Here is a 22,296-nt window from a genome sequence, read left to right as displayed (position 1 = left end):
GGAGATCCCTCACCCTCGCTGCGCTCGGGTTCGGGATGACGTGGGGAGTTACCAGTTTTTTAACATGTGTTAATAATCATAGCGATGATGGTGCTCCACTATCTAATCAGCCATCAAGAGACAGAAATACATCATTATGAGTGCGCAAAGCAGAGCGCGATTGCTCCAAATGAACGATACACAGAACGAATCAAAGGAAGTGATATGTTTGCAAAAATTGATCAAATAAGAAATAAAAATAGAAAAGAAGTGATAGCAGCAATATCTGCGCTCGATACTGTAACTTATGAGACAGTTTCAACGTTTTTACCCGCAAAACTTGCTGACGGTTCATTGAAATTAGATCATAGTGCTTATTTGCCTGTCGATCCAGGCACAGTAGAGCCAAATGGTGTTGGGCGGTATCTTATCTATGATCACCCTGATGAAGCAAATCCTTTTTCCATATGGGCATTCGCATTTGCACCAAGACAAAAAACAACAATCCATGACCACAAATATAAGGGAACGGTGACTGTTCTGGAAGGGCCAATCTCTGAGAAATACTATCGACCCACAGGCGAACTGACCGCGCGATTAGAGAATCGTATTGATCGTTATCGATTTCATTGCAATCGTGATGATTTAAGTGAAATATTTGTGCATCAGCTCAAGCGAAGAAAAGGTTTGGGCAAAGGGATTAGTGTGACTTTGCATATATATAACATGCAAGCTTATTTAGTGAATTTAGAAGGCGATAAAGTAGATCGAAGGAACTTAAAGACAATCTATGCTAAGGATAAAACAATCGATGAAGAGAATATTGCGGCTTATTCAGAAGTTTATCCTCAGTTAAAGTTTGATTAAATAGATAATTATAATCTCTATCAAGGAGTTACTTGGTCATCCAATTCCTAATTTTTGATTAGAGAATTTTTTTCTAAATCTTCATAAGACTATAAGCCAGGATATAATTAACCTGGCTCAGTATATTATTTATAAATTTAAAAAGAGAAGTAGTGCTTTTTGTACGTGCATCCTGTTTTCACTTTGAGTAAAAATTATGGAAGCCGGACTGTCTGGCAAAGTCTCGGATACTTCTTTTCCTCGTTCCATGGGCATACAGTGCATAAATACTGCTTCTGGTTTTGCGTAAGACATTAATGACTCATTTACTTGAAACCCTTGAAAGGCTTGCTCATGTTCCTGACCTTCAAAGCCCATACTGGTCCATACATCCGTATAAACTGCATCGGCATTTTTCACTGCTTCTTCCGGTTTAGAAAAAGTATGAATCATTCCTGCTTTAGTGCTTTGTGCTTGTTTGACAATTGAATCATTCGGTTGATGGGATTTGGGACAGCAGTAATTAATTGTTATCCCTAATTGAGGCGCAAGGAGTATCAAACTATGGAGAATGTTATTTCCATCACCAATATAAGCTACGGTTAGCCCGTCCAGTGTGCCGAATTGGTCCCATAGACTCAGCAAATCAGCAAGAATCTGGCATGGGTGATGCAATGCCGAAAGGCCATTGATTACAGGTACTTTTGCATAGGTAGCCATTTCCTGCAACAGTTCATCAGCATGAGTTCTTACCATAATAAAATCAGCATAGCCGTTTAGAACTCTTGCCATATCTGCCGGTGCTTCTTGTTTTCTGGTATTGCCTACGCTTTCAATGGCTATTCCACCCATACTTTGAATTGCCATTGCAAAACTTAATCGGGTTCGAAAAGAAGGTTTTTCAAAAATCATCGCAAGGCTTTTATCGGCTAGAGCCTGATTGTAAAAGGATGGATTTTGTTTCAGCGTTTTAGCTTTCTCCAAAATGTGCATCAAATCCTCTGTGCTTAATTCCGTTCCTGTCAGCAAATGCTTTGGTTTTTTAGAGGATGTTCTATTCGTTAACTCTCCTGATTCAGATACAGAATCTTTGGTTTGATACGTACCTGATTCAAGATCAAATAGTGCTTGTTGTAGATTAATCACAAAAGTATTAGTTGTTACTTCACTAATAGATTGAGAAGCGTTTTCTGCAATCTGAGTGTTATTAACTGGGATAGTAAGCGACATGTTAGCCTCCATCAATTTATTTATAATGAGTCCTTTAACCAGATATCTTCCAGCTTTTGAATTTCTCCATTTTCTTTAAGCTTTTGTAATGCCTTGTTAATTTTTATTGTTAAAGGAGAGTCTTTTTTGACGACTAATGCATATCCATGGTCTGCTTTGGCAATTACAGAATGAGAAAGATCCATATGTTTTTTGCAGTAGATTTTACCTTGAGAGCCATCCATTAAAACGACATCAACAAGACCTGAAATTAATGCTTCAATCGCTTGATTATTATTATCCAGAACAGTAATTTCGACTTGAGGATAATTTTCTCGCAACCAAATCTCCATAATGCTACCAAGTTGAACTGCTACTTTCTTTCCTTTGAGTTGGTTCGGTATTGTGACTGGTTGGTTGGAGTGATACACGGCGGCCATGCCTTCAAAATAGTAAGGTTCAGAGAAGTCAAAATTGATTTTTCGAGCATCAGTAATTGAGATTGTAGCTATGGCAACATCATCTTGCCCCGAGCTTATGGCCGGAAGTACAGTACTAAATTGCATATTGTCAAAAACAGCCCTTTTGCCAAGCTCCTTAGCAATGAGTTTTGCTAAATCAATATCAAATCCCTTTATATCACCGTGGTCGCTATATTCAAATGGTGGATATTCTGCTGAGGTGGCGAAATGCAGGTAATTCTCACTGTCTTTTTTGTCACATGAAGATGAAAGAATAGTTGATGCAAGTACTACGATCTTTAAAAATTGCCTCATTTGAATACGAATCCATTTTCAATCCATAAAATGAATATACAGTTCGTTTTGTTTGTTGTCAATAAAGATGAATATGATTTCAATTTTTAGAATGTGTGTTCAGTACAGAGGGCTTTTGTTAATTAAGTACGTGCAGCTGGTATTTTTAGGGAGGCGTTTTTGAATCTATTGAATATCAAGTAAAATCTAATTGCCGCCACGCTTCATATAAAATGACTGCAACTGCATTTGAAAGATTTAAACTTCGATTATTCTCACGCATCGGAATAGAGAGGGCGGTGTATTTTTGTAAAACTTCTTTAGGTAACCCGCTTGATTCTGGACCGAACAAAAACATGTCTTCCGGTGTATATTGAACCTTTGAGTAACACTTCTGAGCTCGAGCACTGAACGTATAAATCGTTTTTTGATGATGTTGTTGAATAAAGGTTTCCCAGTTTTCATACTGGGATATGGACGCCCATTCGTGATAATCGAGCCCTGCACGTCTTAATGCTTTTTCTTGTAATGAAAAACCAAGAGGATGTATTAAATGTAGTTTTGCACCAGTATTGGCACATAATCGAATGATGTTTCCAGTATTTGGAGGAATTTCAGGTTGGTATAAGGCAATATGAAACATAAATTTTACAGAATAATAAAAGGGGTTATAGCCATTAATAAAAAATGATAATGGCTTATAGAATATAGTCAAGGAGAAGCATTTCATCCTTGTTTATAGGATTGCTTATAACATAAAGAGATTTAAATTATCACGCAATTCTTCTTTATCCTTTTTATCTACCTGATGAACATATTTAAAAAAGGAGATAATGCTTCTATCTTGCCATACAATAAGTGCAGTACTTTGAGTTGAAATTGTGTGTTGATATTTAAGTGTTATGCAGTCGGCTTCTTCATATTCAATATCTGATTCATCGTCTGGGAAAATTATTGACTGAGGCTCTTGTGCCAAGCTATTTTGTGTACTCTCAGAATCTGGAATTTCCTCAATGCTTAAAGAGGAAGCAGCAGAGGTCAGCTCTCTAAACGTAGGTAAAGCTCGTGCTTTCGATTTTAGTGAATCAGTATCAGTAGCATGAGGAGATTCTTTCTGCATTAATGAGTCGCTTACTTTTAGTGTATGTTTGTGCTCATGAGCATAACCAACTTTAACTGTTGCATTACTATGGAAGTAAGCTAATTTTTTAGTTTCATAATCAACTCCATTTAATGATACTAACTGCGGTACATGGACTGTCGCTGAGTAATAGTTAATGGTTACGTCTTTATAGTGTTCTCCTAAACCCTGAGCAAAATAGACTGCTAATTGATCATTAGTGTTATTCTCGTCACATATGAATAAATTAATTGCTTTCGTATTCTGGGCTAATGAAGGTGTAAGACCACATTGTTTCATTCGCCAGGCCACTGCATGAATTGATAGCTCATAAGGTTCTTGCGAAAGATATTGGTAATAGGCTTGATTAATATTTATGACATGATCAGGATCTCCGGTTCCATCAGCAAGAATATAAATTATTGCATTGTCTCCCAAATTTTCCTGAGTAAAACTAAATTGAGCTTGATCATAATATTCGTACTCTTCTTCGTTTTCATCAGGATGACGATAGATTATGATATTTGGAGTTTTGTCACTTTTCCCTACTGAAGTTTTTAAATTATACCTCCAGTCTAATGCTCTCATATAAAGAGAAAAATTATTTTCACTTGCAGTGAACGGAATAAATAAGATTATTTTTTGCTTAGATAAGTTCGAATCAAGTTTTTTTAGCATGGCCAAAGTTCATAAGCTAATAAATTTATCAAAGTATATAATTTTTAAATTAAGAGATTATTAAATATGACAAATCATTAATTCCTTATGGGATGCTGGCAGTCATAACGAGTTGATTTTTTAATTATCTATGCGTAAAGAGTAAAGCACATCTGCATGCGATTGGGTTGATAAAAACTGGACACTCCATAAAGCAATTTTAGCTTGGTCATCTAAAAATCGCCCATCAGTGAGTATGAGTGGTTTATTATTGACGATAATAAGGAAGTTATCAGTAAACCAGTTAAAAATAGTAAAATCATGAAATAACGAAGGTGAGTCTTTGACGTAATTGGGTAATTCTTGGGGTGGGAAAAAAGGATAGCTTGTTACCAATTGACTCTTTGACTCTCTAAAAAGGGGAGTTACTTCATCAATGATATATAAGCGATTTGTAGTTAGGGCAATTCCTCTCCATAAAGTTGAACTCAATAATTGAGGGAATACACGTACCTTCTGAGTATTTATCCTCAGCTTGGCCAGTTCATCCCGAATTCCTGTCATTGCTCGATAATGTTGAAATCCGTTAAATAGCATAAATACGCTTGCTAATATTAAAGCGATAATGACTGGCTTTCTTTTATTAAAAACAACAGTACAAACAACTCCCAAACATAAGGGTATCGTTACAAAGGGATCAATAATAGAAACAATATCCCAACTTACTCTGGTTGTGGAAAAGGGCCAAAATAAGACTGTCCCATAATTGGTACATGCATCGAGCAAGCCATGGGTTGCATAACCAATTAATGCTGCTAAATAAGTGTATTTCCAATTGATTCGGAAGCGTTTAAAAATTAACAAAACTAAAGTAACAATCAAAGCACCTACTGGAATAAAAAGTAAAGAGTGGGTGAAGTGACGGTGATAGAGAAAGAAGAGCATTGGGTTGCCTGATTCTCGAATTAGTAGGTCTAAATCAGGAGTCATAGCTGCTAAGCCACCAACAAGCCAGGCATTATGCTTGTCTTTCTTGAATAAACATGACTGAGAACAGGCTGCTCCCAAGACTGCATGTGTGACCGGGTCCATTTTTTTATCCCTATAGGTATTTTAGCAGCTAATATTTTTAATCCATTTTACTGTGAATTGAGGCGTGTACGCTTTGTTATTGTTCACAAATATTTACTATAAGCGATCCTGCCTGTTTTAAGAAGTGGAAAGCGTTTAGCAAAAGCTCAACCTGTTGGTGCTATCCGAATATCATTTTTACACATGCTAAGTTGCAATTTACTAGAGGAGCGGGGTTTAGTATTCTAAGATAACCTGAATTTTCCTTGGTTGCTGCTTTATCTCTGTTTCTGCAGTACTCAATTACCTGTAAGCTCGCTCCTCTAAATAAAGCGGCCTTGCTCTCAAGCAAAATCTACAGGTTATGCAGGAATTCTATCGAAGTGTTTAATGTTGATTCACTGGATGACTCATATTCAGCCATAAGAATTTCTTTTATTTCTTCTGGGGTTGGCCTTTCTTCCGGATTTGGCGACACCATAGGTAAAAGATTATGAGTTATTGTATCTTTTTCGAATTCCTCAAGATAAATAAGATCACTATCAAAAGTACCTTTCTTATTTAAACCGTAAATTTCTTTTATACCCCATTTAGGGCCAGGCGTGATCCTTCGCTCTCCAAAGAGTTCCGCAAGAATATGCCCTAAAGCAAATACATCGCTTGCTGTACTACTGCCTTCTCCAACAAATCGTTCAGGAGCCATATATAAAGGAGTCCCTCTTATGTTGGGGCCAGCATCATTTTTATGTGTTTTTTTGGCAAATGCAAAATCAATAAACGTGACAATTGGTTGCTTGGGGTTTGAAATATCAATCATTATATTTTTAAGTGAAATATCATTGTGTACCAAGCCTTTGCTTTCGACTTGTTCTATATAGGCGTTGAGAATGGCAATAGATATTGTTTTACGAGTTTCGATATCAAGTTGCACATTGGATTTGCCATGTAAAATATCATGCAATGTGGCACCGGATGCTTTCTTAATGAACATGTAGGCACAAAGTTTTCCCGCATTATCTCTAAAAAACACAGGTTTTCTTACATTTAAATGTCCTGCTTGCTTCGTTCGCTTATATTCTTTTTTAATGCTGTCACGCCATTGCTCTTCTTCCTTATCTTGTTTAAAGAACATGAATTTTCTCACTCTCTCCTTGTGAGGTTTTTTATGTGCGGGGGCAAACTCAAGTTCCTTACTAAAAGAAACTAACTTTCCTTCAATGTTATCCACTGTAGCGTATTTTCCAACACCTGCCCGACTATTTTTCATCACTTCAAAACATTCACTGACACCATCTTTCCCCAAACGCCAGTTCAGCTCATGGGTTAATTTAAATTGAATTTGCTTATATGTATAAATCGTATCCGGTAAAAATACTTCGGGTTGGTCATCCCCCTCCAAAAATTCTTTTAGGAATATACTCTGTTCTTTAGTTAAGTCAGTCGGGTTAATCAGCGCAATTGATTCATTTGTTTGGTCTGTGTTTTCATCTGTTGGTGATATTCTAGTCATTGAAAATTACTTAATATAAATTAAATGAACACGATTATACATTTCAATTATTAATTAAACATTATGGCAACTAATTGGGATGTTGAGTCGAATTTTTGAACCATTATTAAATGACTGTTTTCAAAAAGAAAAGCATTCTTAGTTCAGATGCTCTTTAAAATGTTTTAAATGACCAACAAATACCCTATAATTTCAAATTAAGATCTCTTCGAGACATTTTATGGCACTTGTAAATACTGTTGATTCAAATATTGATCAATCGATTATTGTGGATAAAGAAAGCGAATTTTTCATAGCTATTGCTAAAAAAGATGTCCATAGTTTTATTATGTTGGGTGTCGTAGTGGATGGTAAACCTAAGCTTTTAGCGAAGGTTGGTAAAGGAAACATTATTGATAAAAGCTTTGGAACAAGCTGTACCCAGCAATTCACCTTGTTTGGAAAAATGCTCAGAGGTCATTCAGATGCTTTATTAATTGATGAAGGTCTTGGGAGTTCAAATCAGTTTCCAGTAATTAGCTATCAAGCCTACGCTATCTCCTTTGAGCAGTATTTAGAATTTTTAGCGATAACAAAAGATATTCATCAGGATCAGTTGGAATTATATAAAGATAGAGCCAATCCGGTTGGGGAAGATAAAAAATTGACCTATCCTGAAAGGGCCGTGTTAAAACTCAGGAAAGGTATTTATTGTTATCTTCCTGATGAAGAAATATCTCCAGGAAAAATTGCTCTAACATACCAAGAGATTGGAGCCTTTAAAAAGGAAGGCATTCACGATGATAAGCTAATTCGTCAAGATATAATTGATGAGGCGAAGGAAATTAATACCTATAATACCTGTCGTACGACAGCACGTTCTATTCTTAATTATACCTTACATTATACTGCCAATGTTCCTGCCTTATTTGCTCTTGGATTTGATTACAAAACAATACTTTTGAATGGAAATACCTTACCGTCAAATACATTTTATATTCTGCCTCAGCCACCAAATTGCTTTCAGGTAAATTCTACTCAAATGAAAGTGCTGGAAGAACTGTATCAAAAGCTCGAAGATATACCTAAAAAAGAGCCTGAATCTGACGTCACAAGACGAAAATTTAAAAAATTAAAAAAACTATATCTTGAGATAGCAGTTGAGCCGCAATTATCGCTACGCTTACTATTGGATAAAATTACGGTGCATCGGGCAAATCATCAAAAATTATTTGATACCCGAAGAGGTCAAAGTTGTACTAGTCGCTTTGCTGAACTGCTTGGGATTAAAATTCAAACAGGGACTCAGCAAGCCTATGATCGAATGGAGCAGACTATCAGTAAGGAAATCGAAAGAGTGAAAAAGATTAACATCTCATCATTACCTTCGCAAAACATGGGAAATACAGATAGAGGGCCATTTACTCCATCTGCAGGTTGAACATTTGGCCATAAATACCCACCTTTCTACGTATATCTCCATGCTTCTTTGTGGATATTATTTTAACTACCTCATTCTATGATTTAGCTATAATATGAGTATTTTTTGAATAATCCTTCTCCATTCAGGCTTTAATAGTTCTAGTCTGCTTCATTGCTCAATAACTTATCCCCATTTTCTGTGGATAAGTCTGTGTACACCCACTGAAATTAACTAAAATCGATCGTTCAGGGGATTTCCCTAGCGAACAATTAAATCCATTAATGGACAATTGGAGTCGCGACTTAAAAAAGAAATGGGACGCAATTGACGATAAAAACTCCTTTTACCTTAACTATTATTCTTGTTTTATTGGTGTATCAAGGCAATCAGATTTATGAACTTTCCTTTAATGGTCGCGGTGTTCTCATGAAAAAGCGACTGTCCTTGACTGCGGAAGTTGCTTTTTTTATATGAGTGACAATGCGACAAAATTTCTTCTTAATTAAATGATTAGAACCTTAGTCCCTGGATTAGCCTTTACCCAATTAGCCACATATTCGATGTGGTTATTGTTGCCAACAGCGATGCATCCACGTGTTGAGCTTGGTAAGTTGTTTAACCAACGAAACATACTTGATGACTGAGTAGGTCCATGGATCCCTACATCTCTGCCTGTGTATCCCGCAGCTAATTGTTTTGTAGTCGGATAGAGAATTGGAATAAAAACTTTAAATTGATTCGATTTTCTTGGATGAGCTAACCCATATAAACCAATTGGAGTTTTATTATCCCCCGCGTGTTTTTTACCGACACCTTTGTATCCGAGCGCTACTTTAAAGGTCTTAATTACTGTACCGTGTTTACAAATATTTAAAATTCGCTTTTTGGTATGTACATTGATACCGTTTGATAAAGGACAAGGAGTAGTACTTGCGAATAAAGCGACAGGAAAAAAAATAGAAATTATCAAATAAACTGCTTTTATTTTCATATAATTATACTAAATTTAATTAAATTGGCGAATAATTATCCCATAATTTTGTCTTTATTCATAGGGGGGATCAGGTTAAATCGTTAGCTTGCATTCTCTTCGAGAAATCTCAATTCGAACTAACTCCTTGATTTTAAATATGCTTCACAAGGAATCGCTCCCTCTAATGCCTCTGCTCGATGTCTTTGCAACAACTTATTAGTTTAACCAATTTCAATTTGATCGTTTTTTGAGCATAAAGATTGGCATGTGCTATGATTATAAAAAGAGCTTAATGGTTTTTTTGTAATCAATTGGTGGGTCATGAGAAGAGCAAGATCCTTTGCAGTGACATGTAACCTTACATTTCGAGCATCTGTCGCAAATTATAACTCTCGAACTGGTACTCTTTTTTCAAGCAAAAGATTGCATCTCTCCATGTATTTCAGGTGTTTGACGGTCTTGGTATCAGACACAAACCATTTAAATACTTATGTGAGGAGGCCACTATGAGAAGAAGTTTCTTTGCACTGGGAGAGTTAACTGGGAGAGGGCGTTCATTTAGAGGAGCAGTATTAAGCCATGCTGCTCAATCTGGAGGATTACTTACAAACTATCCGTATAGATCTACTGTGCAGCAGGATATCGGGCATGCAGAGTTATTGAGGAGTTTACCAGTAGGAGAGGGTATTATTTATCGGGGTACAGCAGGTATAAGTGAAATAGTGGAGATAATGCGGTCTGGTGAAATGGGTACAGGGAAATATGCTAGAAGAACAGAGACGTTACAAATCCCCGAGTTTATTGAAGTGAATGATAGTCGCTTTCTTCTCTCCGCCTCTCCTTGCCCCCAAACAGTTCAAGACTATGCTGAAGGTTTATCTGTGATACCCACCAAAGGATATATTATTGTGATGGGTATGCCCAAAGTATTTATTCGTCCACAATTAGTACTACATCTCGATAGGGAACTTTATGAAGAATACGCACAAGCGAAAATCGCAAGAGAGGAAGAGGGTATGCGGGGAGCTTATAAGCCAATTGTTGCTACAGCTCAAGGAAACAATGAGGTGACCATCATTTTGGGAACTAGTAAACGAGATAATTGGCGACCAGAAATCGGTACTGATGTCATGAAAATTGTTGAGATAACCGCTCCTGGTAAGTTTCTAGGAAAATACATGGCTGCTAAAAGGGTTCACAGCCGAACAATCGATAATGAGGAGTATGTACAACGTCCTTGGGCTATAGAGGTTGCAACTACCAGGCATTCGGTACTCCCTGATTTTAAACCAGCATATGAACGAATGAATCGACGCGCCGATGAATTAGGTCTGATGACTCTCTCCGCTTCTGAGAGAAGATTGCTGACGATTGACGATGCTGAGGCAATCATGAGATCAGGAGTGCTCGAAGAGTTCGCACAGAGGTATACTTCGGGGAAAACTCTAGTATTTAGAGAGGTGCCTAAGGAAATTCCTATAGGTCACGCTGATGCATTAAATGAGTTTATGATTTCTGAACTTAAATCTGACCCTACCCTGCGAGAAATGATGCGAGCAGAAAACCCCGCACATTTTTAACAGGATGCTTTACTATCTCTCCAGCCGTAGGTCGGGCCAAGGCGCGACCTTGCTTAATAATTTATAGTCAGGCTTCGGTAAATAAAAATAAATACACATTCCGATTATTTTAAGGTATTTTTGTATAATAAAATATTTATTACCCGGTAATAATCAATGACTATCTATTTTTTATTTGGTAAAACTGGCTCAGGAAAAAGTTATATAGGAAGGCTACTCGAAAAGCAAAACATCATTCATATCGATGGCGATAAACACATCACCCCGAGGATGCTGGACTGTTTAATCGAAGATGAACAAATGACCTCGGAAATGATTGATGAATATGTGATGGTCTTGATTGATGTTATCAAGAAACAAAAGGAAAAAAATCCTGATCAGAGTTTTGTTATCTCACAAGCTATGTATCTCGACAAATACCGACTTAAGTTATTAAATGCAATACCCGAGCTTAAATTTGTACTGATTGATGTCGCTCCAAAAGTTCGGGAGCAGTTCATCTCCAGACGATTTGAAAATAAAGAAAGCAAAGTCAGTCCGAGGTATGCCAACGAGATGGATAAGTTTTTTGAAAGTCCTACCCATGAAGTAGTCACATTTGAAAATAATCAAGAAGCAGATGACATTCTAATAGAGCAAATCCATGAAAAAATGCCAGCTCTTTTTAACATGGAAGCAAAAGAAGAATTAAGCTCATGTACAACGACACTTTGCCTAAGTCCTGCTCTGTAAGTGGGGTTAGAGCTGTTACGTGTACAAGTCGAAATAAAATATCTATATGCAGTACGCCTCTTGATAAAAAGCTCTATCTTCTTGCTTATGCATCAGTACTACGCACAAGAAGTACTGGTGTGGTGGCAATTCGAACAACATTCTCGGCCACGCTACCCAAAAACAGGCGACTAAACCCACGCCGGCCATGTGTGCCTAGAACTAATAAATCTGCAGGCCATTCTTTTGCTGCGTCAACAATTACCTCAGCTATTCTTCCTTGCAATGGCTTTAATTCCAGGATTGATGTATCAGGCTTAATCGATGATTGGCTGGCTATTTTTTTTGCAGCATTATTTAATAGCTTTTCACCATCCTCCCTACATGAAGCAATATATGAAAGATAGTCAAAAGAAGGCCCACCATAAATCAGGAAGCTCTCATCAATAACATGGATTATTCGCACATTAACGTTTTGACCGTTAGTTAATTTTATTACTTCCTCAATTAAGGAGTCAGATATTTTACTCCCATCAAGTGCTAGCATAATATTTTTATACATTATAATGGCTCCTTGCTCGTATGATTAGTTATGACATCTATGAGCTAATTATAGATCTGACTGCTGTAATTTATTAGATACCATTTAATCACGTCCATGCACATGCAAGACATAAAATACATTAATTATCACTAGTCTTATTAATTGTAATAATGCAAACACTCGCTAAAGAGGGTAGTGTTTGCATTTGAAAAAATTTTAATTGAGGTGATTTATTCAGCCTTTTCAATTTTTATTGATTTCGAGCTGCCTTTGCCTAGAGCTTTTTTGGGAATAGTTACCCATAACATGCCTTTTTTGAAAGACGCAGTTGCTTTGTCTACATCAGCAGTTAAAGGCAACGAAACCGTACGCTCATAGCGACCATAAGTAATTTCTCGACTTACAAAATTTTTCTTTTCATCTTTCGTGGATGTAGATTTTTCACCTTCAATAGTTAACTTATTATCATTGAACGTTACTGTAATGTCTTCTTCACTCATGCCTGGCATTTCAGCTTCAATTTTAAAAAAATCCTTATCTTCGATTATATCCAGAGCAGGGGAAAGTTTGATATTTTCGAATTTTTTCAAATCGATGCTCATGGGCTCAAACAAATCGTAAAAATCACTCATTGCATGATTTACTTCTTGCTGAAGTCTCAAGAAAGGGCTGATAACATTTTCACTTTGATGATATTTCTTTAAACTGGCCATTGACTCATCTCCTTATCCATAAATTAAGTACGAAAGCTTCTCTGGTAGATTAATAATGCCATAGGAGTTATCAATATAATTTTAGATCAAAAAACAACAAAATGCATAAAAACAAATCGACTTTTGTTGGTGTTTTGTGGTTAATATGAGCAAAATAATTAATAAAATTTTACATGCTCAGCAGTTTCATCAAAGTGAATTTACTGTTTTTCAACGTGCTATAATTCACTCTTTGCCGCTCCTTCCTTTGTTTAACTATAATCTATGTATTACCTCAGTATGTGCTGATGCAAAAATTCAGCTAACTCAGGTTCCGTTAAATTAAGTATGTCATTTTTTATATTATGAGTTACTAATTGTTTTACGTGCTTATTGAGGTGTTGAAATAAAAGCCCATTCATATGGGGTGGGGCTACAACAATCAGATTTTTGTATGCCTCAATATTCCTGTCGTTATTCAGCTCTTTGGCCACTTGTCTTGAAAAATCATCGATTTGTATTTCTTTTGGATCTGACGGTTGCGTGAATGCACCGTGAGCAAAGTTATCAGCTTTATAGCGACCGGGTTTGTCTGAAGTTAACTCGATATCCTTAAGTTTGCTTGCAGGATGCAGAATTTCTTTAAGTAAAGCGAGTTGATAAGGATTTGTACTCAATTTATAGATTCGGCATTCATTCGAATTTAAGATAAGAACCCATGTTGCATGTTGATTGGATGACATGATTTGTACTCCCTTACTTTGATATGATTAATCAATAATTGTAGTATATTTTGCCATATTCGCTGGATTTGATAAGGTTTTCCATGTCATATTGTCAAGATGTCCCAAGTTTTGGGGTGATATTAGGATGATTTGAGTAAAGCTATTTGTTAATTGCTTAGGACTTATATTCTCAAGGATTGGTTTATGCATAATAAGATAATCAAAAAAATGAAAGGTGATGGACTATTACCGAATTTACAAGATTATCCTTCATTTTGTTCTTCATTTAGTTGGGAAAATATGGCAAAAGAACTGGATGGGTTGCCATATGAGAGAGGTATTAATATTGCATATGAAGCAATCGATAAACATATCCTACAAGGAAAAGCAAACAAAATCGCTTTACGATTTATTGAGAAGGACAATAATATAAAGGATTTTACATTTCAAAATCTAAACGATTTAAGTAATCAATTCGCAAATGTTCTACAAGTTCTTGGTATAAGCAAAAATGACAGGGTTTTTACACTCACTGGCAGAATACCGGAATTATACATTACTGCTCTTGGAACCTGGAAAAACAGAAGTGTATTTTGTCCTCTTTTTTCAGTTTTTGGACCAGAACCTATTTATTCAAGGCTCTCGATAGGCTCTGGAGTAATTCTGATAACAACCGAGGAATTGTACCGAAAGAAAATAAGTGATATCCGTGCTTCACTGCCTGATCTCAAGTATGTTCTTGTGATTGGAGATAACAGTAAATTTAAGAATACATTAAATTTTCACAAACTGTTATCAGAAGCTTCATCACAGTTTACGATTGAACCCACTGAGCCAAAGGATAATGCCATACTTCATTTTACCAGCGGTACAACGGGTAAGCCTAAAGGTGCTATGCATGTTCACCAAGCGGTTCTTGCTCATCTGATGACCGGAAAACTCGCGTTGGATTTTCATGAGAATGATATCTTTTGGTGCACTGCTGATCCTGGTTGGGTGACGGGCACCTCCTACGGTATTATTTCACCCCTGGTGAATGGCATTACCAGCATCATTGATGAGTGTGATTTTAATTCTGAACGATGGTTTAATATTCTTGAAAAAGAAAAAGTAAGTGTATGGTATACCGCTCCAACCGCAATCCGGATGATGATGAAAACAGGAGCTGAACAAGTACGCCAATATCAATTATCCCGACTTCGGTTTATTGCAAGCGTTGGCGAACCACTTAATCCTGAAGCAGTTTGGTGGGGAATGGATGCATTTAATCTACCTATTCATGATAATTGGTGGCAAACAGAAACAGGCGGCATCATGATAGCTAACTATGCCAGTATGGATATTAAGCCTGGATCAATGGGGCGTCCTTTGCCTGGAATCGAAGCCGCTATTGTTAAGATTGATTCAACTGGAGCCATACATTTCATTAAAGAACATGGTGTCAAAGGAGAACTTGCATTAAAAGCGGGTTGGCCTTCTATGTTTCAAGGGTACATCCATGAAGAAGAGCGGTACAAAAAATGTTTTGTCGATGGATATTATCTTACTGGTGATTTAGTTACCCGTGATGAAGACGGTTATTATTGGTTTGTGGGACGAGCTGATGACATTATCAAATCATCAGGGCATCTCATTGGCCCATTTGAGGTTGAGAGCATCTTGATGGAGCATCCTGCTGTTGCTGAGGCGGCAGTTATTGGTAAACCTGATCCAGTGGCAATGGAACTTGTAAAAGCTTTTATTTCTTTAAAGCCGAAATTTCCAGAAAGCGAAGAGCTGAAACTTGAAATCATGGGGTTTGCTCGCAAGCGCCTCGGAGCCGCTATCGCCCCTAAAGAAATTGAGTTTATATTGAATATCCCCAAAACACGAAGTGGTAAGCTCATGCGTAGGCTTCTAAAAGCACGTGAATTAGGAATGCCAGAAGGTGATACATCAACTTTGGAAACTAACTTATGAACGATTTGGATTTGCTTTATCAAATGATCTTGATTCGTAGATTTGAAGAAAAAGCAGCGGAACTTTATACCGAAGGTAAAATCCGTGGTTTCTTGCATTTATACATTGGCGAAGAAGCCATAGCCGTAGGTTCAATGAATGTTTTTAGTAAGGATGACAATATCATTGCTACTTATCGTGAACATGGCCATGCATTGGTACGTGGTATCCCTGCAAGTTCAATTATGCTTGAAATGTTTGGAAAACAAGAGGGGTGTAGCCATGGCCGTGGTGGTTCAATGCATTTATTTGATATCAAAAATAAATTTTATGGTGGGAATGCTATAGTTGGAGGTGGGATCCCCTTGAGTGTTGGTCTTGCTTTAGCTGATAAAATGCAAAATAAACCAGCATTAAGTGCTTGTTATATCGGTGATGGCTCTATAGCTGAGGGCGTATTTCATGAGTCAGCAAATATAGCTGCTTTATGGAAACTCCCCGTTTTATTTCTATGTGAAAATAATTTTTATGCAATGGGTACAAAACTATCTGAATACGAATCTCAGACCGATCTTGCCAAAAAAGCGAGAAGTTATAATATAGCCGCAGCAACAGTTGATGGAATGGATGTTATTGCTGTAAAAAAAGCAACTGACAAAGCAGTTCATTACATCCGTAATGGAAACGGTCCCTACTTTATCGAATTTCAAACCTACCGATTTCGTGCGCACTCTATGTATGATCCCGAACTTTATCGCGATAAAGCAGAAATTGAGGAATGGAAAAAACGCGATCCTATCGATAATTTTTTTTCAAAACTGAGTACACAAGGTAAGGCAACTGTTCATGATTTGGATCAGATTGAAAAGAAAGTCCAGGCTGTTATTTCAGATGCAGTTGCCACCGCTGAAAAGGGGACATGGGAACCTATCGAGCATTTAACTAAAAACATCTATCATGAGGATGATGTAAATGACGACTCAACTAATGACTTATCGTGAGGCATTGCGAACAGCACATCGAAGAGCCCTGCAACGTGACCCAAGGGTGTTTCTTATGGGAGAGGATGTTGGTGCCTATGGTGGAACTTATGCTGTGAGTAAGGGGCTTTTACAAGAATTCGGCCCCCAAAGAATTCGTAATACTCCTCTGTCAGAAAATGCATTTGTAGGTATAGGAATTGGAGCAGCACTTGGAGGCATGCGTCCTATTGTCGAAGTGATGACGATTAATTTTAGTTTATTAGCTTTGGATCAAATCATTAATCATGCCGTAACTTTTTGTCATATGTCAGGAGGACAACTATTTGTTCCCCTGGTTATCCGAATGGCAACAGGTGCTGGTCGTCAGGTTGCTGCGCAACATTCCCATAGTTTTGAGGGATGGTATGCTCATATTCCTGGAATTAAAATTCTCACCCCTGCGACTGTTGAGGATGCGCTTGGTATGCTTCTTCCAGCACTTCAAGATCCCAATCCTGTTTTGATTTGTGAACATACAACTCTATACAATCTTGAAGAACAGGTGAACTCTGAGATTGAAGAAGTTTCTATTGATAAGGCTGTAATTCGAAGATCAGGTACTGATGTTACCATTATTGCTTATAGTGCTATGGTGCATAAAGCATTAAAAGCAGCTAAAGAATTATCTGAAGAGGGGATCAATGCTGAAGTCATTGATTTGCGTATACTTCGTCCACTTGATACAGAGACAATTATTGCATCAATCATTAAAACTCACCGCGTCGTTGTTGTTGATGAAGGATGGAAAAGTGGAAGTCTTTCTGCGGAAATAATAACAAGAGTTATAGAAAATGCATTTTATGATTTGGATGCTCCACCAATAAGGGTCTGTTCCGAAGAAGTTCCTATTCCTTATCCTAAACATCTCGAAGATGCCGCAATTCCACAGGTGATCTCCATTAAAGAGGCCTGTAAAAAAGTGGTAGGTCATCATGTATGAATTTAAAATGCCCTCATTAGGGGCGGAAATGACCTATGGAACGCTTCTTGAGTGGAACATTGCAGTAGGAGATAAAGTAAAGCCTCATCAAATTATCGCTGTCGTCGATACGGATAAGGCAGCCATTGAAGTAGAATCTTTTGGGGAGGGCATTGTCGAACAATTGATAACAATGCCAGGTCAAAAAGTTCCTGTGGGTACTGTGATGGCATTAATCCGAGAAAGTACAGACAAAGTGGTTCCTCCTCTTGAGCCCCAATCCGTCCAAAAAATTAAAATAACCCCTTTAGCCAGAAAAGAAGCAAAGCAATTAAATATAGATATTTCTCAAATTCAAGGTACTGGTCCTGATGGCGTTATTACTGAAGAGGATATCCGAAAAAAATGCAAGCCATCTTTAGTTAAAGAAGACCATACTGAGTCTATGAAAAAAGTGATCGCAGCAGCTATGGCGAGATCGAAACGGGAAATACCCCATTATTATCTATCCAGTGAAATTGATTTAAAAAAGGCTTTGAATTGGCTAGAACAATACAATAATACGCATCCTGTCACTGAACGCATTGTTTATGCCGCGTTGCTCATTAAATCTGTAGCTCAAGCAATAAAGGAATTTCCTGAGTTTAATGGGTTTTATATAGACAATGAATACAAAGCAAGCGATTCAATACATATAGGCATGGCTGTTTCATTACGTGGTGGAGGACTCATTACACCTGCTCTGTTAAATACAGACAAACTGAGTCTAGCTGAGATAATGAATAATCTTACTGATCTGGTGAGCAGAGCCAGATCAGGCAAACTCAAAAGTACTGAGCTTTCAGATTCTACCATCACCATTACCAATCTTGGAGAACTAGGAGTAGACTCCGTATTTGGCGTTATTTATCCGCCACAGGTTGCACTTATTGGTTTTGGTAGGATAAAGCCCGAACAAACTATGATTATGACACTTTCTGCAGATCATAGGGTTACAAATGGCCATGTAGGAAGTCGTTTTCTTTCACGTATTGCTAAAATGTTACAGGAACCTGACCAATTATGAGTAATCATTCTGAATCTATTGATGAAATAAGAATGGTAATTTTGCAGTCACTGCATCAAATTGCCCCTGAAATTGATTTTCAAAACATTAGTCCTGATACTATTTTACGCGAAGAATATGAGATTGATTCGATGGATTTTTTGCGCTTTATCGTTTTACTTCATGAAAAACTAAAAATAGACATTCCAGAAAAAGATTATCCGAGACTGGCCACATTAAAAAGCAGTTTGACCTACCTGAATGAAAAAATAAATCAGCATTGAAGCTAAATTATTTGATTTTTTAGCTCTTCTAATACAGAAGCGAGTTTCTGCGTACTTCCTTCATCTACGCATCCATGCTTTGCGCAATTCTTCAAGCGCTAATAGGATGAAAGCGAACGGTAAAATAAATACCCATACTGATAATGGCAGAGGGGCTGTGTCCAGTAAATAATTACCTAGTGGCGTATAGTTGATGACGATCAACACGATGATTTCCAGCAAGACCCCCCAAGTGATCAAGGCATTACCGCCTAAGCCAATGGAAAATAAAGATCGTCTTGTGCTGCGGCACAAATAAACATTAACAATTTGCATCACAATAATCGTACTTAAATATGCCGTCGTAGCCTGTAAATACAGGGGGTTATTGTGAGCTAATACCTGTCCATAATGCCAACCACCGCGCATTAGCACATAAAAAAAAGCGCCCATAGCGACTATGGCTTCCATTAATCCTAAAAAACAATAGGCACGCATGGCTAGAAATGGATTCATTAAACGCTCGTTAATTGGTCTTGGAGGTTTGCGCATCAACTCCGGATTGGGCGATTCGACACCTAAGCCCAATGCAGTAAGTGAGTCAGAGCCCATATCAATAGCCAGGATTTGTAACGGGGTTAATGCGAGTGGAATTTTAAACAATACAAAGCCAAGATAAGGCATCAGCTCAGGAACATTATGTGCAAGTACATAAGTCAAAAATTTACGAATATTAGCAAATACTGCACGTCCTTCTTCGATTCCATTGACAATACTGGCAAAGTTGTCATCTAACAAGATCATATCAGCGGTTGACCGCGCTACATCTGTGCCACTCATTCCCATTGCAATACCAATGTGCGCAGATTTTAATGCTGGCGCATCATTTACACCATCTCCAGTCACTGCCACAATATGGCCTTTCATTTTAAGGGCTTGTACAATACGCATTTTTTGCTCGGCCTTAACACGTGCAAAAATTATCTGTGGATTATCAAGTGCTAACTGTAATTGTGTCATAGAGAAATGATGCAGTTGATCACCTGTAATCACCAACGGATGATTGTCATGGAGCAAATTAATTTTTTGAGCGATAGTTACGGCTGTACGAGGATGATCACCCGTAATCATGATAACATGTACACCTGCCTCTAAACATCGTGCTATCGCTGCAGGTACTTCAGGACGTGGTGGATCATCTAGTCCCACTAAACCACAACAAGTTAATTCACTTTCGCTCGCAAGATGAGCATTGGCAGCCTCAATATTTTTACAAGCAAAGGCAAGAACCCTTAATCCTTTCTCCGCCATGTCAAGCTGCAACTGTATCAGCCTTTTTTTATTTTTTTCGTCCAAAGATATTAATTTACCGTTTATCAAAATGGACGTGCATAAAGGGAGAACGCTTTCTGGTGCGCCTTTACAGAAAAGTCTAACCCCGGCATCGTATTGTTGCACTATTGATAAACGCATACGATCCGAATCAAACGGTATAGTATGCAAACGCTCACCTGATTCAAGTGTTGGAAGACAAGACTTGGCCATTTGTAATAATGCAACTTCCATTGGGTCACCCAACCAGGTTTCATTCTGTGACCCATGCAAGTCGTGGCAATAAGCTGCACATTCGAAAAACAAATGATTTATTACTATTTCAGGTGAGGTTTTATTGATATCAGCTCGATCAAAGCATGTAATGCCTAAAACGAGCTGCTCAACAGTCATGCAATTTTGAGTCAGCGTACCGGTTTTATCGGTGCATATCACTGTGGTTGAGCCTAGGGCTTCGATAGCTGGTAAATGACGAATTAATACATTACGTTTGACCATACGCTGTGCCGCGAGAACCAGTGACAAGGTGAGCGTCGGCAAAAATCCTTCAGGAACCATAGCGATGAGTATGCCAATCGCAAAAATAGCATCCTGCCATAAAGGTATTCCTAGAAAGTGCCCCACAATAAAAAAAGAAATGCCTAGCACAATGGCAATTGCTGCAATCAGATAGCTAACATAAGCCACTTCTTTGCGAAGGGGAGAAACTTCATCCTTACTATGTTGGGTTAAATGAGCAATTTTACCGAATTCCGATTGCATACCGGTTGCAAACACGATGGCCTTTCCCTCTCCGCTAACCACAACGGTACCGGCTAATAAAACATTATTCGCACTGAGGAGACTATCTTGTATGCACACCTTGGCATTGCGTGACTGTACATGTGATTCACCTGTAATGGTGGCATTATTAACCCGCAGTGTATAAGCTTCAATTACCCTTGCATCCGCAGGCACGTTGTCACCTTGTTCAAGTAAAATCACGTCGCCAGGAACTAATTGCTCTGCAGGAATGATGGTAATGAGGTTATCTCGAATTGTTTTAACTCGTGTAGGCAATAATTTTTGCAAGGCGGCCAGTGTTTTTTCGATGCGATACTCCTGCCAAAAAGAGAATAACGCCGAAATAATAATCACTATTACTACCGCATATCCTACTTTAGCCATCCCTTTACCTGGATCGGCCCATTCGCTTAAAAAAGCGAGTGCAGCCGCCACCCACAAAATTAACGAAAAAAAATGTGTTAATTCATAAAAAAATTGTAACCACAATGGGGTTTGGCGAACGACTGGAATGCAATTTAGACCATACTCTTTTAGACGACGATCTGCCTCAAGTGGTGACAATCCCTCAGGACCACTATGCAGGCTAGCGAAGACATCAGACATCTCGAGCTGATATATCTTCATATTGACTCACACAATCCGTTTTAAATAAGTTTAGATATAAACGTAAGCGATTGCACTGCGAGAGCATTACAATATGATTAAAATTTGTAGTCTATTGCAGAGGACTTTCGAAGAATCTGGAACAGCATTCCCTATAAGTAACTAAATTTAGGAGTGGTCCAGTTTTACCTATACATAAAACTGGACAAAAGGAGACCAAGGGATCAAAGCAATTTCAGGATGATATACTACTTAGTATTAGTATTAGTATTAGTATTAGTATTAGTATTAGTATTAGTATTATGTTCATCCAAAGGTTGAGTACATTTGCATTTAGCATTTTGATCTTTATCACACCAACAACCGCATCCCTTTCCAGGACAGTCAATTTGGTTTGAACCCTTAGCACAATCAACATCGCAATCATCAGCAAACAAAGTGGTTGGCGCAAAGATTGTGAAACAAAGAGATGAAAAAAGTAACAATGATTTAATAAAATTGTTCATAGGTAATACTCCTTTTCCTTACTCCCTAAGTTAGAATATACAGTTTAACGAAACAATTATATTCGTTATCAAGTATAGTCTGTTAATAAGGATGGAGCCGTCAAAATT

The 22,296-nt window shown here is 37.7% G+C and carries 22 protein-coding genes; 10 read left to right on the top strand and 12 right to left on the bottom strand.

Annotation, left to right across the window (positions count from 1 at the left end; genetic code table 11):
- The first annotated feature begins 204 nt into the window (after positions 1 to 204).
- Entirely contained in the window at positions 205 to 846 is a 642-nt protein-coding gene (locus BW930_RS11630) for a cupin domain-containing protein (RefSeq protein ID WP_058466841.1), read from the top strand.
- 129 nt (positions 847 to 975) lie between these two features.
- Here BW930_RS11630 and argF read toward each other — a convergent pair whose 3' ends face one another.
- The 6 genes from argF to BW930_RS11600 form a co-directional block, all read right to left on the bottom strand.
- On the bottom strand, positions 976 to 2,055 hold the full coding sequence (argF, locus tag BW930_RS11625) for an ornithine carbamoyltransferase (RefSeq protein ID WP_058466842.1): 1,080 nt from the start codon (positions 2,053 to 2,055) through the stop codon (positions 976 to 978).
- A gap of 20 nt (positions 2,056 to 2,075) precedes the next feature.
- Complete coding sequence (locus tag BW930_RS11620; RefSeq protein WP_058466843.1) at positions 2,076 to 2,810, bottom strand: substrate-binding periplasmic protein; 735 nt, start codon at positions 2,808 to 2,810, stop codon at positions 2,076 to 2,078.
- Between the two features lie 175 nt (positions 2,811 to 2,985).
- A complete protein-coding gene (locus BW930_RS11615) occupies positions 2,986 to 3,432 on the bottom strand; it encodes a tRNA (cytidine(34)-2'-O)-methyltransferase (RefSeq protein ID WP_058466927.1) in 447 nt (148 codons plus the stop codon).
- Positions 3,433 to 3,537: 105 nt separating this feature from the next.
- Positions 3,538 to 4,587, bottom strand: coding sequence for a hypothetical protein (locus BW930_RS11610; protein WP_058466844.1), 1,050 nt, complete (start codon positions 4,585 to 4,587; stop codon positions 3,538 to 3,540).
- Positions 4,588 to 4,707: 120 nt separating this feature from the next.
- Positions 4,708 to 5,658, bottom strand: a complete 951-nt coding sequence (locus BW930_RS11605) for a metal-dependent hydrolase (RefSeq protein WP_058466845.1) — start codon at positions 5,656 to 5,658, stop codon at positions 4,708 to 4,710.
- 334 nt (positions 5,659 to 5,992) lie between these two features.
- Positions 5,993 to 7,147, bottom strand: coding sequence for a protein kinase domain-containing protein (locus BW930_RS11600; protein WP_058466846.1), 1,155 nt, complete (start codon positions 7,145 to 7,147; stop codon positions 5,993 to 5,995).
- Between the two features lie 220 nt (positions 7,148 to 7,367).
- Between BW930_RS11600 and BW930_RS11595 the strand changes: the two genes are divergently transcribed.
- Together BW930_RS11595 and BW930_RS17275 are read left to right on the top strand one after the other, a co-directional pair.
- Positions 7,368 to 8,567, top strand: coding sequence for a hypothetical protein (locus tag BW930_RS11595; protein ID WP_058466847.1), 1,200 nt, complete (start codon positions 7,368 to 7,370; stop codon positions 8,565 to 8,567).
- Positions 8,568 to 8,873: 306 nt separating this feature from the next.
- Positions 8,874 to 9,023 (top strand): hypothetical protein, encoded by a 150-nt coding sequence (locus BW930_RS17275; RefSeq protein WP_154668518.1) that lies wholly within the window; start codon positions 8,874 to 8,876, stop codon positions 9,021 to 9,023.
- A 28-nt stretch (positions 9,024 to 9,051) separates the two neighbouring features.
- Here BW930_RS17275 and BW930_RS11590 read toward each other — a convergent pair whose 3' ends face one another.
- Positions 9,052 to 9,540: a L,D-transpeptidase family protein gene (locus tag BW930_RS11590; RefSeq protein ID WP_058466848.1), complete on the bottom strand. Its 489-nt coding sequence runs from the start codon at positions 9,538 to 9,540 to the stop codon at positions 9,052 to 9,054.
- Positions 9,541 to 10,028: 488 nt separating this feature from the next.
- Here BW930_RS11590 and BW930_RS11585 point away from each other — a divergent pair, with 488 nt between their 5' ends.
- The gene (locus tag BW930_RS11585) at positions 10,029 to 11,102 is read left to right on the top strand and encodes a hypothetical protein (RefSeq protein WP_058466849.1); all 1,074 of its coding nucleotides are present in this window, start codon (positions 10,029 to 10,031) and stop codon (positions 11,100 to 11,102) included.
- Positions 11,103 to 11,258: 156 nt separating this feature from the next.
- Positions 11,259 to 11,834 (top strand): zeta toxin family protein, encoded by a 576-nt coding sequence (locus BW930_RS11580; RefSeq protein WP_058466850.1) that lies wholly within the window; start codon positions 11,259 to 11,261, stop codon positions 11,832 to 11,834.
- 85 nt (positions 11,835 to 11,919) lie between these two features.
- Here the strand turns inward: BW930_RS11580 and BW930_RS11575 are convergent, their stop codons facing one another.
- The 3 genes from BW930_RS11575 to BW930_RS11565 form a co-directional block, all read right to left on the bottom strand.
- Complete coding sequence (locus BW930_RS11575; protein ID WP_058466851.1) at positions 11,920 to 12,375, bottom strand: universal stress protein; 456 nt, start codon at positions 12,373 to 12,375, stop codon at positions 11,920 to 11,922.
- Positions 12,376 to 12,587: 212 nt separating this feature from the next.
- Positions 12,588 to 13,070: an Hsp20/alpha crystallin family protein gene (locus BW930_RS11570; protein WP_058466852.1), complete on the bottom strand. Its 483-nt coding sequence runs from the start codon at positions 13,068 to 13,070 to the stop codon at positions 12,588 to 12,590.
- A 269-nt stretch (positions 13,071 to 13,339) separates the two neighbouring features.
- Positions 13,340 to 13,792 (bottom strand): host attachment protein, encoded by a 453-nt coding sequence (locus tag BW930_RS11565; protein WP_058466853.1) that lies wholly within the window; start codon positions 13,790 to 13,792, stop codon positions 13,340 to 13,342.
- Positions 13,793 to 13,978: 186 nt separating this feature from the next.
- Between BW930_RS11565 and acsA the strand changes: the two genes are divergently transcribed.
- Genes acsA through BW930_RS11540 form a run of 5 tightly spaced genes read left to right on the top strand, consistent with a single transcriptional unit; the run spans position 13,979 to position 18,982 of the window.
- A complete protein-coding gene (acsA, locus tag BW930_RS11560) occupies positions 13,979 to 15,733 on the top strand; it encodes an acetate--CoA ligase (protein WP_058466854.1) in 1,755 nt (584 codons plus the stop codon).
- Positions 15,730 to 16,713: a pyruvate dehydrogenase (acetyl-transferring) E1 component subunit alpha gene (gene pdhA, locus BW930_RS11555; RefSeq protein ID WP_058466855.1), complete on the top strand. Its 984-nt coding sequence runs from the start codon at positions 15,730 to 15,732 to the stop codon at positions 16,711 to 16,713. Before acsA ends, pdhA begins: the two co-directional genes overlap by 4 nt.
- Positions 16,685 to 17,674: an alpha-ketoacid dehydrogenase subunit beta gene (locus tag BW930_RS11550; protein ID WP_202972258.1), complete on the top strand. Its 990-nt coding sequence runs from the start codon at positions 16,685 to 16,687 to the stop codon at positions 17,672 to 17,674. Before pdhA ends, BW930_RS11550 begins: the two co-directional genes overlap by 29 nt.
- On the top strand, positions 17,667 to 18,719 hold the full coding sequence (locus tag BW930_RS11545) for a dihydrolipoamide acetyltransferase family protein (protein ID WP_058466856.1): 1,053 nt from the start codon (positions 17,667 to 17,669) through the stop codon (positions 18,717 to 18,719). The genes BW930_RS11550 and BW930_RS11545 overlap by 8 nt, the downstream gene beginning before the upstream one ends.
- On the top strand, positions 18,716 to 18,982 hold the full coding sequence (locus BW930_RS11540; RefSeq protein WP_058466857.1) for an acyl carrier protein: 267 nt from the start codon (positions 18,716 to 18,718) through the stop codon (positions 18,980 to 18,982). Before BW930_RS11545 ends, BW930_RS11540 begins: the two co-directional genes overlap by 4 nt.
- A gap of 60 nt (positions 18,983 to 19,042) precedes the next feature.
- Here the strand turns inward: BW930_RS11540 and BW930_RS11535 are convergent, their stop codons facing one another.
- Positions 19,043 to 21,703: a cation-translocating P-type ATPase gene (locus tag BW930_RS11535; protein WP_058466858.1), complete on the bottom strand. Its 2,661-nt coding sequence runs from the start codon at positions 21,701 to 21,703 to the stop codon at positions 19,043 to 19,045.
- Between the two features lie 227 nt (positions 21,704 to 21,930).
- Entirely contained in the window at positions 21,931 to 22,188 is a 258-nt protein-coding gene (locus BW930_RS11530) for a hypothetical protein (protein ID WP_058466859.1), read from the bottom strand.
- Positions 22,189 to 22,296: the final 108 nt, after the last annotated feature.

The organism is Fluoribacter gormanii (assembly GCF_900156395.1).
Classification (GTDB): domain Bacteria; phylum Pseudomonadota; class Gammaproteobacteria; order Legionellales; family Legionellaceae; genus Legionella; species Legionella gormanii.
Note: the sequence above shows the minus strand (reverse complement) of the source record. Positions and strands in the feature narration are given on the sequence as shown.

Bases quoted from the DNA above. Each gene is read 5' to 3' on its own strand.
- BW930_RS11630 (WP_058466841.1), top strand. From the start codon at position 205: ATGTTTGCAAAAATTGATCAAATAAGAAATAAAAATAGAAAAGAAGTG.
- argF (WP_058466842.1), bottom strand. From the start codon at position 2,055: ATGTCGCTTACTATCCCAGTTAATAACACTCAGATTGCAGAAAACGCT.
- BW930_RS11620 (WP_058466843.1), bottom strand. From the start codon at position 2,810: ATGAGGCAATTTTTAAAGATCGTAGTACTTGCATCAACTATTCTTTCA.
- BW930_RS11615 (WP_058466927.1), bottom strand. From the start codon at position 3,432: ATGTTTCATATTGCCTTATACCAACCTGAAATTCCTCCAAATACTGGA.
- BW930_RS11610 (WP_058466844.1), bottom strand. From the start codon at position 4,587: ATGCTAAAAAAACTTGATTCGAACTTATCTAAGCAAAAAATAATCTTA.
- BW930_RS11605 (WP_058466845.1), bottom strand. From the start codon at position 5,658: ATGGACCCGGTCACACATGCAGTCTTGGGAGCAGCCTGTTCTCAGTCA.
- BW930_RS11600 (WP_058466846.1), bottom strand. From the start codon at position 7,147: ATGACTAGAATATCACCAACAGATGAAAACACAGACCAAACAAATGAA.
- BW930_RS11595 (WP_058466847.1), top strand. From the start codon at position 7,368: ATGGCACTTGTAAATACTGTTGATTCAAATATTGATCAATCGATTATT.
- BW930_RS11590 (WP_058466848.1), bottom strand. From the start codon at position 9,540: ATGAAAATAAAAGCAGTTTATTTGATAATTTCTATTTTTTTTCCTGTC.
- BW930_RS11585 (WP_058466849.1), top strand. From the start codon at position 10,029: ATGAGAAGAAGTTTCTTTGCACTGGGAGAGTTAACTGGGAGAGGGCGT.
- BW930_RS11580 (WP_058466850.1), top strand. From the start codon at position 11,259: ATGACTATCTATTTTTTATTTGGTAAAACTGGCTCAGGAAAAAGTTAT.
- BW930_RS11575 (WP_058466851.1), bottom strand. From the start codon at position 12,375: ATGTATAAAAATATTATGCTAGCACTTGATGGGAGTAAAATATCTGAC.
- BW930_RS11570 (WP_058466852.1), bottom strand. From the start codon at position 13,070: ATGGCCAGTTTAAAGAAATATCATCAAAGTGAAAATGTTATCAGCCCT.
- BW930_RS11565 (WP_058466853.1), bottom strand. From the start codon at position 13,792: ATGTCATCCAATCAACATGCAACATGGGTTCTTATCTTAAATTCGAAT.
- acsA (WP_058466854.1), top strand. From the start codon at position 13,979: ATGCATAATAAGATAATCAAAAAAATGAAAGGTGATGGACTATTACCG.
- pdhA (WP_058466855.1), top strand. From the start codon at position 15,730: ATGAACGATTTGGATTTGCTTTATCAAATGATCTTGATTCGTAGATTT.
- BW930_RS11550 (WP_202972258.1), top strand. From the start codon at position 16,685: ATGACGACTCAACTAATGACTTATCGTGAGGCATTGCGAACAGCACAT.
- BW930_RS11545 (WP_058466856.1), top strand. From the start codon at position 17,667: ATGTATGAATTTAAAATGCCCTCATTAGGGGCGGAAATGACCTATGGA.
- BW930_RS11540 (WP_058466857.1), top strand. From the start codon at position 18,716: ATGAGTAATCATTCTGAATCTATTGATGAAATAAGAATGGTAATTTTG.
- BW930_RS11535 (WP_058466858.1), bottom strand. From the start codon at position 21,703: ATGAAGATATATCAGCTCGAGATGTCTGATGTCTTCGCTAGCCTGCAT.
- BW930_RS11530 (WP_058466859.1), bottom strand. From the start codon at position 22,188: ATGAACAATTTTATTAAATCATTGTTACTTTTTTCATCTCTTTGTTTC.